Source organism: uncultured Tenacibaculum sp. (assembly GCF_947495995.1).
In the GTDB taxonomy this organism is placed as follows: domain Bacteria; phylum Bacteroidota; class Bacteroidia; order Flavobacteriales; family Flavobacteriaceae; genus Polaribacter.
The window spans coordinates 1-15,045 of record NZ_CANMAX010000005.1; the positions used below are offsets into that span (position 1 = coordinate 1).

Genomic DNA, 15,045 nt, shown 5'->3' on the forward strand with positions numbered 1-15,045 from the left:
CCTGGACTTAATGAACTAAAGTCTCCGCTTGTATTTGTCACTGCCGCAACTACTGGACTTGTTCCTGTTACCTCATAGACTTCATTGCTTCCTAAACTTGGTGCTGTAATATCAATAGTTCCTGTTGGTACTGTACAGGTAGGTTGTACCGTAACACTTGCCGTTGGACTTACTGGAGTTTCATTTACAGTTATATTAATTGTAGAACTATCATCTCCACAACCTCCAGGTGAAGCTACTGTATAGGTTATTGTTACAGAACCTGCTGCAACTCCTGTTACTACTCCTGATGAACTCACTGTAGCTATAGAAGTATTTGAACTACTCCAACTTCCTCCAGAATCTCCTGTTGTTGAAATTGTTACTGTAGAAGAAGTACATACTAAAGGTCCTCCACTTAATGTTCCAGCATCTGGAGCATTTGATGTAGTTACATTAGATGTTGTTCCTTGACCTTGGTCTCCTCCAATATCTGCTGTTCCTCCATTATTAACTAAATTTGGAACTCCATTAGTATTAACACTTCCTGAAATTCTATCGCTTGATAATTGAGCTGGAGTTACATTTTCATCTGCTTCGATTGCATCTGGACATCCGTCATCATCTGAATCTAAATCTAAATGATTTGGAGTTCCGTCTCCATCTGTATCTAAATTACAGAAAAGACTTCCAAAAGGTAAATCTTGTCTAGATATAGTACCTGGTAACTCATAATCTACATCTAAAGATTCTAAACCTCCATTTTCATAAAACAAAACTTCAACCTCATGTAAACCAACTGATAAATAATAACTACCTGTAGCTGTAATCGCTGGGTGATCACCATCATTATCTACTATTTCATTTCCATTGATAAATAATTTTGATCCATCATCAGATGTTGTATAAAAATTATAATTTCCTGGTGTTGTAATATTTAAATACCCTTTAAATCTTAAACCATAAGAGTTATTGTCTTCGAATATAGAAGCAATAATAGCATCTACATCGAATGAAGTAAAAGTACCTGAAGCATCTGGATTAATCGTAGGAATATTATCAACAGTTAAACCTGCTGGTGTTCCATCGTAATATTCGTAAGAAATACTTCCCGCACATGCAGCTAATTCTGCTGTATCTAAAATACCATCATTATCATCATCTAAATCAGCTATATCACCAATTCCATCATTATCGGTATCTGTAGTATCAACAAATAGGGTTGCACTATTTACTATATTAATACAACTATTACTATTATGAGAAACTACTAAAAAGTATTCTGTATTATTTAATCCTGTTACATTTACAACTGTTAATGTGCCTGTATTTTCTCCACTATAATTTGTATTTGATGCTGCAATAGCTGTACCTCCTGAACTTGGATCTCCAATGTACCACTGATAAACTACATCTGCATTTGCATTTCCTGCCGTTCCATAATTCGGAGTTCCAGAAGTATAACTTGTTGCACTTGAAGCTGTAACTGAAGTTACTGTAAATATTGTTCCAACACCAGTTGCAATAATTTGATCTACTAGAGCAGTAGCGTCTACAGTAGTTTGAACTGCAATAAATTCTCCTCCACTTGCAGATAAACCGTTGTATCCTCCTGTTCCTCCTGTAACTCTACCATTAGAAGAAAAACCTGTTCCATCTAAAATTCCATCTGCAGGACTAGTATCTGTCCCTCCAGATTCCACAACATCTAAACAATTATCTCCATCTGAATCTGTGTCAAGATGACTAGGAATATTGTCATTATCTACATCATTAAAAGTACAATATTCAAAATCTGTAAATGTAAAAGTAACAGAACCATTGTTTGCTACATTTCCATCTTGTCGTTCTTTTCTTGTAATTACTTGGAAAGAAGAAACTACTCCATTGATTGAAACATCTGTATAACTTTGATTTGCATCTCCTCCATTTATATATGAAGTGATTGTTGGAGAATTTGAACCATTATTTTCTATTTCAAATAATACACCTGAAATATTAGGATCTCCAACAGAGCTACCATTATAATCAGTACTAATTTGATTTGAAACTGGACTACCAAAATCATTTAAGAAAACACTATTTGCTCCAGAAGGTCCTGAAGAATTAAATGTTACTTTATCACCTTGATCTATACCTGTCCATCTAAAATTAACGTTAGTTACTGGTTCACTAAAAGTAAATGTATAAACGACTGTATCTCCTGCACCATCATCTGCACTATTACCTTGCACTCTTAATGTAGTTACATCTTGAACTTGTAACTGAGTTAAATTAGCATTGGTTAAACTAGTTGTTAAATCTACATTTACACCATCATGTGCATATATATTATTAATTTGACCTGCTGTTAAGAAGTTTCCGGTCGTTCCAACATTTAAAGCACCTGACGCACAATTTAATTCTTCATTTACATCTGTAATACCATCATTATCATTATCTGTATCACATCTATCTGGCACACCATCGGAATCAATATCATCAGCATCGTTAAAACCATTACAAACATCATTAACATTTGGTACACCATCTTGATCATCATCACATTGTGGATCTCTTGAGCTAAAATCTCTAGAAGTTCCTAGAGCTTGACCAGAACTAACAACAGTTGGAATACCATTAGTATCTTGCCCTCCATTAAGTTGACCACTAGAACTATTTACTTGAGCAATTAAAATATTATCTCCTCCTTCAAGAGCATCAAAACATCCGTCTCCATCAGAATCTAAATCTAATCTATCTATAGAACCATCGTTATCTGTATCTATATCTGTACATATTTGATGAGCTCCAACAACTATTTCTATTATCTCAAATCTACCTCCACTTCTTTGATCCATTTCTATTTGGATAAATTCAGTATCAGCAGTTAGTGTATAATCTAATTGAGTTACACCTGAAACATCTTCATCATTTATAAAAAACTCATTAATACCGTTCCCTAAATCTGCTGTTGCATTTGGTAACTGAGCTACACGAAGCCTTCTATTACTTGTATTGTTTTCCCAAACATAAATACTTATTGTAGTACCTAAAGGAATTTCTTGGTTAGTAGCTGTTCCTGATAAATCAACTATAATATATTCATTAACACCATTTAGCACCAACCCTGAGTCATTGGAAAAATTGTTATTGTTTATTAACCCATGATCACCATTAGAGACATTACCTCCTGAATCTGAGTCCACTTCAGCTGACGAAGCAACTGCAACAGGTGTACAATTAGATTCTTCTGTATCTAAAATCCCGTCATTATCATCATCTAAATCACAAACATCTCCAATACCATCACCATCAGCGTCTTCTTGACCTGGGTTAGGCGTTTCTGGACAATTATCTGATTCATCTATTATTCCATCTCCATCCTGATCTTGTACACAAGTATTAAAAAAGACAACTTGCTGTGAAAAGTTAAACCCTTGAGTGCTACCACAAGCACTAAAATCTATTGACTGGAAATTTGCTGCTGTAGTTGAACTAACCGTATTTGGATTACTTAAATAAAATAAAGTAGTACCATTATTAACTGAAAGGTATAAATTATCATCCGGTCCTAGTTGAATACCAGCTACAGCATTACCTGTTAATCCTGTAGAAAAATTTTGTCCTAAAACGTGTACAGTTAATGCACTTTGCCAACCAATAAACTGATTATCAAAAGTTAAGTTACTATGACCAAAAAATAATCTTGAGCCATCAGGTGAAAATTCTAAACTATATCCTGTAAAAGTATCTTGAGTTGTAGTTAATGGAACTTTTGTCCAAGTTCCTACAGAACCAGTTGTTGGATTAAAATCTGCATACCAAATCCCACCGTTTGCAGTTCCAAATCCACCTTCTACAGCTATTGCTACTCTATCATTTTGTTGTGAAAATCGTATAGATGCACGTTCTCCCCTTCTTGGTAAAGCCGCAGGTAAAGAAAATTCTACATCTGGATTATCTGCTCTAGTTGGAGACATCAAACTTCCATCATTTATCTCCCAAAGTTTGATAGAAGCCGCACAATTCGTTGTACAACTTGCATTATCATTAGCAATTACAGCTACCCAACCACCACAACGATCACCGTTATTGGTACCAAAGATTGCCTCAGAAGCTCCTGTAACAAATTGAACATTTTTGGTAGTTACAGACATTGCATCTACATCTACTATAGAATAATATCCTGTTCCAGCTCTTAATTCATCACTTCCGTTACCGTGTAAAACATATACTTGCCTTGCATTGGTACCTGGAACTGGCATAACCGTAGCCATTTGTGTTCTTGTTCCGTTAGTTAATAACCCAGAACCATTAGTAATTACAGTTCCTGTATTATCATAAACATCTCCATCATCTACGTAGAAGATTAAGTCACCTGTGAGTGGATCACTCCAAGTTGCGGTTGCTTCGAAAGCACCTCCAGATGTTAAACCACAAGAAATTGTTGGCGGACTAGTTCTAAAGTCCATTAGATAACCTCTTCCATTCCACCAATTTGACTCAACTCCTTGAGCAAAGGCTGAATTTAGGGTAACAAGAAAAAAAACAATAGCAATTATTGCTTTTGGGGATTTGACACGGTAAAAGTTTCTCATTTTGATAACTTTCTATTTTGAAAACTTACTTAACTATATTCATTAATAGCTATCAAATATGTAAAAACAGTGAGAATCTTGTTTATAAAATACAAGGGGTATGGAGAAGACAAAATATATTCCTCCTAAACGATACTTTACATTACAAAGACCCTGACTATAAGTTAAATAACTTGATAGCGGTGGGGGGAACATATTTGAATACAAATATATATTTTTTTCATACTCGTATCCTATTTTTAAGATACTTTTTTTAAAAAAAAGTCACAATTTTGTGAAAAAAGAATAAAATCTATAAAAAAATTAACCGCAGTCTCTTTCCATTTATGGATAAATCATAGTTTTTGACTTTTATAGATATTTTCAAAACAAATCAATAAAATAACAAAAAACAATACAACAACAAACACCGATAACAAAAAACTATTTAGACAACTTCATATAATCACTTTTAAGAGACTTTTTCTAAAGACACAATAAATCACATTAAACAAAAAACAAAAACCAATTAGAGAAGACTTAAATGATTTTTTTTATTTTTTCAATTACAAAATCTATTTCTTCTAAGGTAGAAAACTTACTAAATGAAAAACGAACAGAAGATTCTTCTATTTCACTTTCGTTTAAAATATCAATAAGCACATGAGATTTTTTTGACGCACCACTTTGACATGCACTTCCACCTGAAGCAAAAACCCCATTCAAATCTAGATTGAATAAAATCATTTTTACTTCTTTAGGAAATCTTACATTTAATATAGTATGTGAAGATTTTTCAATATCATTAGACAAACCATTAAAACTAATTTCTGGGAAATTTGATTTTAACGACTTTATAAAATACTTTTTCAAATTCAAAATATATTCTAAATCTTTATCAAGATTTTCGCAAGCATATTCTAATGCTTTACTCATTCCTAAGATAGCATGTACATTTTCGGTTCCTGATCTTTTTCCTTTTTCCTGTCCTCCACCAAAAAGAATCGGTTTAATCGCTATATCATTTTTAACATACAAAAAACCAACACCTTTAGGTCCGTGAAACTTATGAGCACTAGCTACTAGAAAATCAACATTAAATTTACTTAAATCGATATCAAAATGCCCAACAGCCTGAACTGCATCTGTATGAAATAGAGCATTATTTTCTTTACAAACACCACCTACTTCTTTTACTGATAAAATATTTCCAATCTCATTATTCACCCACATTAAACTAACTAAAGTTTTATCATCAGAAAGTGATAATAAATCTTTCAAATTACTCAAATCAACTTCACCTTTATCATTAAGCTTAACGTATTCTAACTGAAAATCATAATCTTTTTGTAACTCTAACAACACATCTAAGACCGCATGATGCTCTATTCTTGAAGTAATCACTCGCTTTACCCCTAAAAACTTGACTGCATTAGACAACACCAAGTTATTAGCCTCTGTTCCACCAGAAGTAAAAACAATTTCATTAGAAGAAACATTCAACATTTTGGCAATATTCTTCCTAGATGTTTCAATTGCAACTTTTGCTTTTCTTCCAGATTCATGAATTGAAGATGGATTCCCATAGTTCTCCATCATAGATTTAGCCATAACATCCACCACTTCTTTTAACATAGGAGTAGTTGCCGCATTATCAAAATACACTTTTTTCATAATGAAATTATTTATTGCAAAAATACCACTTTAATGATTCTGAAACACATAAACCTCTGTAGCTCCTAACCCATATTTTTGATAAGAAGCATCATAAAATTTTACCGGATATCTATTTAATAGGTAATGCAATTCAGATTTTAAAACTCCTTCACCAACACCGTGAATGAATATAATTTTAGAAATCTTTTTTTGAATACAGTATTCAACTTTTCTTTTAGCTACATCCATTTGAATAGATAGAATATCGTAATTATCCATTCCTCTTTTAGATTTTACTAATTTTTCAATATGCAAATCTACCTCCATGACAACCTCATTTCTATCTTTAATAAAAGAACTCTTTTTCTTTTTAAAAGAATCTACTTCTTTTTTCTTTAAAAAATTTCCATCTATTCTTGTACGTTTAGAAATCTCAATTTGCTCTACTCCTATTTTTACAAGTTCAGTTTTTTTAAAGACTATTTCCATTTCATCATCAGTTTTCACCCATACATCTTCACCAGTAATTCTCACTACCACACCTTTAATAACATCGTCTAAGACAGCTACTTTATTACCAATTTCTAAACACATAATTAACTTTTACTTAAAAACAAGATCTCTAGCTCTTTCTTACTTTTGCAACAGAAAGTATAGTGCAAAAATACACTTAAAGTCCCCTTTTAACACCATTAAACTAATGATAAAAACCACTAATTTCGAAACTAAAGTTTTTTTTGAAGATGCAGGAAAAAATTCAAATGTTTCAGAAGAAAGGAAAGATTTATTGTATTCAATTGCCGATAAGATAGTTGACGAACTAGAAGATCGAGACAAAATTAACTTAAATTTTATATGTACTCATAACTCAAGAAGAAGTCAAATGGCGCAAGTTTGGGCTTTTTATGCAATTGATTACTTTAAACTTAACAATATCTTTGCTTATTCTGGTGGTACAGAAACAACAGCTTTTCACAGAAATACTGTGAAATGTCTACAGAAAACAAGCTTTGATTTTAGTGTTGAAGATTTCTCACACCAAAATCCTTTATATTTAATTTCATTTAAAGGTTCGAAAGAATCAATTAAAGGTTTTTCTAAATTGTTCGATAATGAAGACAATGATTATCCGTATATCGCAATTACAACTTGTGATCACGCTGATGAGAATTGCCCATTTATACCTGATGCTTTAGGAAGATTTCACCTACCTTATACTGATCCAAAAGTAGCAGACAACACAGATAATCAAAACGAAAAATATTTAGAAACCAGCAAAAAAATTGCTGGTGAACTATATTTAGTTTTTGAAGAAGTACAACGATTAACTTCTGAGCAATCTATATAAAAAAAACTGCTTAAATCTCCGTGTTTTTATCGTAGGGTATACTATCTAACACATGCTCGATACATTCAATTCTGGCATCTGTTTTTCTGTTTGCTTTTATGATTTTCCATGGAGATAACTCTGTATTTGTTTTCTTAAACATTTTCTTTTTATACTCAGTATAATCATCCCATAAATCTTGTGCGCGTTCATCAACAGGAGTCATTTTCCATTGTTTTAAAGGATCTTTTTTTATCTCATCAAAACGTTTCTGTTGTTCTTTTTTAGAGATTGACATATAGATTTTCACCAAGCGGATTCCAGACTGAAGAATCATTTTTTCGAAACCATTAACTTGTTTCATAAATACTTTATACTCCTCTTCAGTACAAAATCCATTCACAGGTTCAACCACAGCTCTGTTATACCAACTTCTATCAAACAAAACTAATTCACCTGCCTTTGGTAATTGCTCAACATAACGCTGAAAATACCATTGCGTTTGTTCTTCTTCTGTTGGTTTTGGTAACGCGACAATTCGCATAAAACGAGGATTAATCCTCTCTGTAATTCTTCGAATCGCACCACCTTTTCCAGCAGCATCTCTTCCTTCAAAAAGAATTATAATACGCTCATTATTTTGTATCGCCCAAGTTTGCAATCGAATTAACTCTACTTGAAGCTCTTCTAATTTTTCTAAATAATTTACGTAACGTAAAGCTTTATCTATATTATATGGATCTCTGGATAAAATTGCTAAAAGCCCTTCTTTAGAGTTTAACTTTTTAGCATCATCTTCAGATAAATTTGTTTGACCTCTCTTCTTATTTTCCATATACTTTTAATCATTTTGTATTACAGATCTGTAATATCTCATTACTACATTTGGATCTGGATTCAAATATGTAACTGCATCTTCTTTTCCATCGTAATCAAACTTTGATAAAACATGACGCATTGCTTCTAATCTAGCTGTTTTTTTACTGTTTGTTTTTATGATAGTCCACGGACAATATGTTGTATGCGTGTTGCTAAACATTTCGCCTTTATAATATGTGTATCTATCCCACAACTCTTGTCCTTTTTTATCTACCGGACTAAATTTCCAGTGTTTTAATGGATTATCCATTCTGGCTTCAAATCGTCTTAGTTGTTCTTTCTTCGTGATTGACAACCAAAACTTAATTACAGTTATACCATCTTCGTATAGCATATGTTCAAATTCAGGTACTTGAACTAAGAACTTTCTGTATTGCGCATCTGTACAAAACCCCATTACCGGTTCTACAACTGCTCTATTATACCAACTTCGATCGAAAAAAACTATTTCTCCTGGGTTTGGTAATTCTTTTATATATCGCTGAAAATACCACTGACCTCTTTCAACTTCAGTAGGTTTATTTAATGCTACCAAACGAGAAGAACGCGGATTTAAATGCTCCATAAACCTTCTAATATTTCCTCCTTTTCCAGCAGCATCTCTTCCTTCAAAAATTATAGCGACTCTTTTATTATTTTTAGCAACCCATTGTTGCAGTTTTACCAATTCAATTTGAAGACTTTTTAACTCTTTACTGTACTCTAATTCTCTTTCAACAGACTTAAATGAAAAGTTATTCTCCTCAATAAAAGTCAATAAGTCATCATTGCTCTTAAATCGAAGAAAATCTTCAGCTTTTATATCTCTCTTATTTTTCATGTAAAATAAATCTTGTACTAAATTATAAATTCTACATTAGAATACTATATGTTTTTTTGTTATTTTCGTCTAGTGAAAAAATTAATTTTATTATTCTTTATCGTAATTAATTGCTATAGTCAAAGGAAATATTCGAAACAATTTAGCTTTGTAAACGATAACGACCTTTACATATCTTTCTATCAAGATAGATACTACACTAATGGTGCTTTTTTAACCTATTCTTACTTAAGTTCGAAAGAACCCAAAGAAGTAATTAAGAAAATATACAACTTTCAACTCGCACAAAAACTATACTCACCTTTTAAAGCTAACGTTAGTTTTTTAGATGAACACGATAGACCTTTTGCTGGTTATTTATACGGAAGATTTGGGATTGGATATTTCTTTAAAAACAAATCTTTTTTAAAACTTAATGGAGATATTGGGGTTATAGGTCCGTCTGCTTTCGGTGAAGAATCTATGAATTTCGTACATGATATTTATGGTTTTGAACCTGCAACTGGATGGAGATACCAAATACAAGATGCATTCGCTCTTAACTTAAACGCAGAATATTCTAAGCAAATTGCTTCTTCTAAATACATAGATTTAAATTGGAACAGTAGTCTGAATTTTGGAACAGTTTTTACAGATATTTCCACAGGTTTTATTTCTAGAATTGGAATTAAACCTCTGCAAGATATTGCTAACAGTATTGCTTTTGACAGTAACTTGAACAACGAATTCAGCAATTTTAACAACGAAACAGAAGTGTTTTTCTATGTAAATCCTTCTGTTAGATATGCTATTTATGACGCTACCATACAAGGAAGCTTTTTAAATGACAATAATATAGTAACCTATGAACTTAAGCCTATAGTTTTCACAACTGAATTTGGCTTTAAGTTTACCGCAAATAGATTCAATTTTAAATATGCTATAATCCATCATTCCAAGAAATTAAAGAGTGTAAACGTACCCAATGGTAATTTCTACGGAAGTATTTCGGTGAATTATGGGTTTAATTAATCAACAATGCTATTAAAAGTGTTAATAAATTAATTTTAAATATAACTTGAATAGAATATCTTTGTACATCAAATTCTTTAGAAAAAAACAATGAAATTTATTGTATCTAGTTCACATTTACTAAAACAACTACAAATTTTAGGTGGTGTAATTAACAGTAACAACACATTACCAATTTTAGATAACTTTTTATTTGAGCTTTCAGAAAATCAATTAAAAGCTTCTGCTTCTGATTTAGAAACTACAATGAGTGCCATTGTAAATGTTGAAAGTACAGATACTGGAGCTATTGCTATCAATGCTCGTTTATTATTAGATACTTTAAAAACTTTTCCTGATCAACCTTTAACTTTTAAAACTGAAGGAGAAAATACAATTGAGATTAGTTCTGAACAAGGTAAATATGATATGGCTTTTTATGATGGAGAAGAATTTCCTAAAGCTATAGAATTACCTTCACCAAGTAGTACAGAAGTACCATCACACGTTTTATCTACAGCTATTTCTAAAACTATTTTTGCTGCCGGAAACGATGACTTAAGACCTGTAATGAGTGGTGTATTTTTCCAGTTTAACTCTAAAGAATTAACATTTGTTGCTACAGATGCTCATAAACTAGTAAAATATACAAGAACTGATGTTTCTGCTGATAAGTCTGCTGAATTCATTATGCCTAAAAAACCATTAAATATTTTAAAAGGTATTTTAGGAGGTTCTGAAGAAAATGTTACTATCGAATATAACGATACTAATGCTAAATTTACTTTTGAAAATGTGGTTTTAGTTTGTCGTTTAATTGATGGAAAATATCCTAATTACGAAGCTGTAATTCCTAAAGAAAATCCAAATAAATTAACTGTTGACAGAGCTTCTTTCTTAAACTCTGTTAAACGTGTTTCTATTTTCTCTAGTAAAACTACGCATCAGATTAGATTAAAAATGGCAGGAACTGAATTAAACATTTCTGCTGAAGATTTAGATTACGCTAACAAAGCTGATGAGCGTTTAAACTGTGATTACCAAGGTGATGATATGCAAATTGGTTTTAACTCACGTTTCTTAAGCGAAATGCTAAATAACTTAAACGCTAACGATGTTCAATTAGAAATGAGTTTACCAAACAGAGCAGGAATTTTAACTCCTATCGATGGTACTGACGAAGGTGAACATGTAACTATGTTAGTTATGCCAGTGATGTTAAACGGATAATTCACAAAAGAATTCATATAACAAAAAGAGATTAGACTTGTTCTAATCTCTTTTTATTTTTTTACAAACTTTGTTTTCTTAGAAAATCGTCCTGATTCTGTTTGAACAGTAATCATATATATATTACTACTAAGTTTAGTAATTATATCATTAAATTCAAAAGAATGAATTCCTGGTTTCAAATTAAACTCTTCTACTACTACTTTTCTTCCGCTTACATCAAAAATTTTTAAAGTTGCTTCTTCTGACACACTGGACTCAATTAATATATTCATATAATTACTTGATGGATTAGGATATAGTGATATTAAATCTAAAGAAACATCATCTGATTTATTTTCATTATTATAATAATCGAACAATAACTTGAGACTTCTATACATATTTAAACTTCCTCCAGATGTAGTTTTGTATTGTAAATAATCAAGTTTATCACTTCCTTGTAAAATGAAATCTTTGATTAACAATGCTGTTTTTTCCGGATTTTGCTGTATATCAAAATCAAAACTCTCAAAAAACATCTGATACATTAAACCAATAGTACTGGTTACATAAGGTACTGCTGCAGAAGTACCATCAAAAAAACCAAAATCTCCTGAGTTCAGTAATGTAAAACTTCGTTCACCTGGCGCTCCAATATCAACAGATTGCTCTCCATAAGCTGCATATTCTAATTGTGAACTATTTTTCATTGTATTGGTAACGGTTATTAGAAAATCACTTTGGCAAGTAGACGGCATATCACCTTCTATATCTACATCTATGTCTTCATTGGGAACAGATGAAATTACCAAAACTCCTTCTTTACCTAATGCATCGTAATAATTACACCAATCTTCATTTTCATAATTCCACAATCCATCTTTTCCCCAAGAACAATTTACTGCTACAATAAAAGCTCCTTCTTTACCATTAGTTTCATTATACCTTTTCCTCATTTGAAGTATATAAGCTAAAGATTCTTTTATCTGAACTACAGAGTTACCTTTAACCAATCCCATTAATTTCACTAATCTTGGGTTTTGTCGTTTATCAACTAAAAAGTTTTTTATCAAACTAAAGACTGGAGTTCCGTGCCAATTACCCAAATTTCTATTGGTAATATCATTAGAATGCTCTGAGAAATTCCATCCCAAAACATCATCTATATAACCATTCAAATCGTCATCTATCCCATTACCTTCTATTTCATTTTTATTCTTCCAAATGAAACTTTCATCAAACAAACCCAATTGCATTGGTGAATCTATAATTGCAATAACTGGTGCTTTTTTAGGTTTTTCAGTTTTCTCTACTAATTGTAAAGCTTCAGCATACTTAACCTCTTTAAAATTTTGAGAAAAAATTGGTAATAGACTACTTATAAAAGCAAAAAAAACCAAGAGTAACTTTACTCTTGGTTTTACACATTGTTGATTCCTAGTACTCAAACTCAATAGTAACTGAATTATTAGACCCTTTATACTTTCTTCTAGCTTTCATGTGATAACATGGAGTTCTTGTGAAAGACTTAGTTTCGTTCTTCTTGATTCTAGTCCACTCACCAGCGATTGTACTCCATCCGCTTGAAGAAGTTTTCTTGTAACTAACACTGTAATAACCTCTTTTCCAGAAATTGTGTCCAAAAATATTTACAGTCACTGTATTACCATCTATAGCTTCACTGTAATAAGTTGAATATTTCCAACCTCTAACATCACTGCTGTAAGGAGGATTTTCTGTTAAGATTAATCTTTTGTTAGTATCAACAATATTTTTTCTTACTATTCTATATGAAATCTCTGCGCTTACATCTTCATTACTATCATCTTTAGCATCTACACCTTCTTCTCCTGAACTTAATTCAGTAACATCTTCTGTTTTAGATAATAAATTTAAATTGAAGTTTTCATCAGTCCATAAATCAAGAACTGAAGGATCGTTTGATCCGATTTCTAAAGTAACTGAATTTGCTTTAGCAGCATCGTACACTGTTACTTCTTTTGTAAATTTTCCTAAAATAGAATTTTCTTGATCTTCTATCTCTGGCATGTTAGACTCATCTGAACATGAGTTTAAAAATGGCATAGCTGCGATAGCTACAAAAAGGAATGCTGCTTTTAAAGTTTTAATTTTTTTCATCGTTTAAATTTTATTGGTTTTTAGATTTTCAATCATCTTTTAAAGACATTAATTGACTTTGGTCTAAACCCTTGGCCTTAGGCGTTATTTACACTTCAAAAGTAAATACCAATCTCGTTTCAAACGCTACACAAAAAGGTAGTAACACACTAATAAACAACAAACTAAACTTTATTGTAGTATTTTTAAAAACAGGTCTTTTTCCTCATCTTTATTTGATGTTATTTTAGTAATGTTTTTATAAAAAAGTAGAGCCTTGAAAATTATCAAGACTCTGTTTTGCTAACAATTATCACTAAAATTTAATAGAATAATGTTCTTTTTATGGTCATTAAAATTTAAAAATGACTTTATAAATTCTATTTAATTTGATTAAAACGAGAAGAATATATCGTGGAAACTTCCTGTTGGACTTGTTCCCCAATATGTTTCATGTAAAGAACCTCCTGAATCAATATCATATGAAGCTGTTCCAAAGTTAAATAATGAAATCTGAGTTGTAAAATAATTTGTTCCATTCCAACTTCCACCTACAGCAACTGTTTGTGTTGGTGCTCCAGAGTAAGAATTTATATCAACTAATAAATCATAGTTTAATGAGTTATTAGAAATTGTAGGAACCCAAAACGAAAAAAATAAAAACGAAACTCTTCTTTCTACCCAAGTAGAACCACCTAAAAAGTTAACAAACCCCCAGTTTTCATTAAAAACAGCTCCTCTTAACCTTACGTTATTTGTAATATTTGTGCTACCAAATTGAGAAGGTCTTGCTGCTAAAGTTCTTGCCTCAACCTTTTTGTTTTTATGTTTATAAACAGATAATTTTTTACTGTAATTGTAAGGAACTTCTGTCTTCAACTCTATTCTACCAGCATTATACTTTTCTTTGAAATCGTCAATTTCATCACCTGAACCAGATCTGTATGTATAGACAAAATCTTCATCAATTCTATAGATTTTATCATCAATAATTACTTCTGCATTTTGATTCAAAATTGATAAAAATAAAGGACTATTAGAATTAACTTTTGGTAATTTTTGCTCTTTAATGTTTAATTTTTCGGCCTCTTCTCCACTTATGTTATACAATAACAGTAACGATAAAAAACCTTTTTCTTGAGCATTTTCTTTAGCCTCTGCTAATAAATCTGCACTATTTTTCTCTTTAATATAACCTTCTACTTCATCAAAAGATCTAAACTGTAAAATATCTTTTCCAATTCTTTGTTGAATTACAGCTTGCTCTTGTTCTATAGTAGTTACAACCTCTTCCTCTTTACATCCTATTACCATGATAGCCATCATGATTAATAAAAATACTTTTTTCATTATAATTTTAATTTAATTAGTTTTTACCTACTCATACGCTTTTCGGTTTCCGCGATTATTAGGTTGATCAATCCTATTCGAACAATTGTTTTTGTTGTTAAGTAATTAAATAACAACACTGCAAACATAGTTTTGTACTGATTTAAAACGCTCAT

Annotated in this window: 11 protein-coding genes; 3 read left to right on the top strand and 8 right to left on the bottom strand. The window is 31.4% G+C overall.

Features of this window, described 5'->3' with window-relative positions; genetic code table 11:
- The 3 genes from Q1A15_RS13930 to Q1A15_RS13940 form a co-directional block, all read right to left on the bottom strand.
- Positions 1–4,559, bottom strand: a 4,559-nt coding sequence (locus tag Q1A15_RS13930; RefSeq protein ID WP_299625051.1) for a thrombospondin type 3 repeat-containing protein, incomplete at its 3' end; no start/stop codon positions are given.
- Positions 4,560–5,078: 519 nt separating this feature from the next.
- Entirely contained in the window at positions 5,079–6,212 is a 1,134-nt protein-coding gene (locus Q1A15_RS13935; RefSeq protein ID WP_299625054.1) for a cysteine desulfurase family protein, read from the bottom strand.
- A 30-nt stretch (positions 6,213–6,242) separates the two neighbouring features.
- Complete coding sequence (locus tag Q1A15_RS13940) at positions 6,243–6,788, bottom strand: Smr/MutS family protein (protein WP_299625057.1); 546 nt, start codon at positions 6,786–6,788, stop codon at positions 6,243–6,245.
- 106 nt (positions 6,789–6,894) lie between these two features.
- On the opposite strand from Q1A15_RS13940, the gene Q1A15_RS13945 reads away from it, so the two are divergent.
- The gene (locus Q1A15_RS13945) at positions 6,895–7,542 is read left to right on the top strand and encodes a hypothetical protein (protein WP_299625060.1); all 648 of its coding nucleotides are present in this window, start codon (positions 6,895–6,897) and stop codon (positions 7,540–7,542) included.
- 10 nt (positions 7,543–7,552) lie between these two features.
- Here Q1A15_RS13945 and ppk2 (Q1A15_RS13950) read toward each other — a convergent pair whose 3' ends face one another.
- Together ppk2 (Q1A15_RS13950) and ppk2 (Q1A15_RS13955) are read right to left on the bottom strand one after the other, a co-directional pair.
- A complete protein-coding gene (gene ppk2 / locus Q1A15_RS13950) occupies positions 7,553–8,356 on the bottom strand; it encodes a polyphosphate kinase 2 (RefSeq protein WP_299625063.1) in 804 nt (267 codons plus the stop codon).
- A gap of 6 nt (positions 8,357–8,362) precedes the next feature.
- Complete coding sequence (ppk2, locus tag Q1A15_RS13955) at positions 8,363–9,220, bottom strand: polyphosphate kinase 2 (RefSeq protein WP_299625066.1); 858 nt, start codon at positions 9,218–9,220, stop codon at positions 8,363–8,365.
- Positions 9,221–9,292: 72 nt separating this feature from the next.
- Here ppk2 (Q1A15_RS13955) and Q1A15_RS13960 point away from each other — a divergent pair, with 72 nt between their 5' ends.
- Complete coding sequence (locus Q1A15_RS13960) at positions 9,293–10,231, top strand: lipid A deacylase LpxR family protein (RefSeq protein ID WP_299625069.1); 939 nt, start codon at positions 9,293–9,295, stop codon at positions 10,229–10,231.
- Between the two features lie 90 nt (positions 10,232–10,321).
- Positions 10,322–11,440: a DNA polymerase III subunit beta gene (dnaN, locus tag Q1A15_RS13965; RefSeq protein WP_299625072.1), complete on the top strand. Its 1,119-nt coding sequence runs from the start codon at positions 10,322–10,324 to the stop codon at positions 11,438–11,440.
- A 53-nt stretch (positions 11,441–11,493) separates the two neighbouring features.
- On the opposite strand, the gene Q1A15_RS13970 is transcribed toward dnaN, so the two are convergent.
- The 3 genes from Q1A15_RS13970 to Q1A15_RS13980 form a co-directional block, all read right to left on the bottom strand.
- On the bottom strand, positions 11,494–12,870 hold the full coding sequence (locus Q1A15_RS13970; RefSeq protein ID WP_299625075.1) for a S8/S53 family peptidase: 1,377 nt from the start codon (positions 12,868–12,870) through the stop codon (positions 11,494–11,496).
- Positions 12,860–13,561, bottom strand: a complete 702-nt coding sequence (locus Q1A15_RS13975) for a hypothetical protein (protein ID WP_299625078.1) — start codon at positions 13,559–13,561, stop codon at positions 12,860–12,862. The genes Q1A15_RS13970 and Q1A15_RS13975 overlap by 11 nt, the downstream gene beginning before the upstream one ends.
- A gap of 372 nt (positions 13,562–13,933) precedes the next feature.
- Positions 13,934–14,890: a hypothetical protein gene (locus tag Q1A15_RS13980; protein ID WP_299625081.1), complete on the bottom strand. Its 957-nt coding sequence runs from the start codon at positions 14,888–14,890 to the stop codon at positions 13,934–13,936.
- Between the last annotated feature and the right edge of the window lie 155 nt (positions 14,891–15,045).

Bases quoted from the DNA above. Each gene is read 5' to 3' on its own strand.
- dnaN (WP_299625072.1), top strand. From the start codon at position 10,322: ATGAAATTTATTGTATCTAGTTCACATTTACTAAAACAACTACAAATT.
- Q1A15_RS13935 (WP_299625054.1), bottom strand. From the start codon at position 6,212: ATGAAAAAAGTGTATTTTGATAATGCGGCAACTACTCCTATGTTAAAA.
- Q1A15_RS13940 (WP_299625057.1), bottom strand. From the start codon at position 6,788: ATGTGTTTAGAAATTGGTAATAAAGTAGCTGTCTTAGACGATGTTATT.
- ppk2 (WP_299625063.1), bottom strand. From the start codon at position 8,356: ATGGAAAATAAGAAGAGAGGTCAAACAAATTTATCTGAAGATGATGCT.
- Q1A15_RS13980 (WP_299625081.1), bottom strand. From the start codon at position 14,890: ATGAAAAAAGTATTTTTATTAATCATGATGGCTATCATGGTAATAGGA.
- ppk2 (WP_299625066.1), bottom strand. From the start codon at position 9,220: ATGAAAAATAAGAGAGATATAAAAGCTGAAGATTTTCTTCGATTTAAG.
- Q1A15_RS13975 (WP_299625078.1), bottom strand. From the start codon at position 13,561: ATGAAAAAAATTAAAACTTTAAAAGCAGCATTCCTTTTTGTAGCTATC.
- Q1A15_RS13945 (WP_299625060.1), top strand. From the start codon at position 6,895: ATGATAAAAACCACTAATTTCGAAACTAAAGTTTTTTTTGAAGATGCA.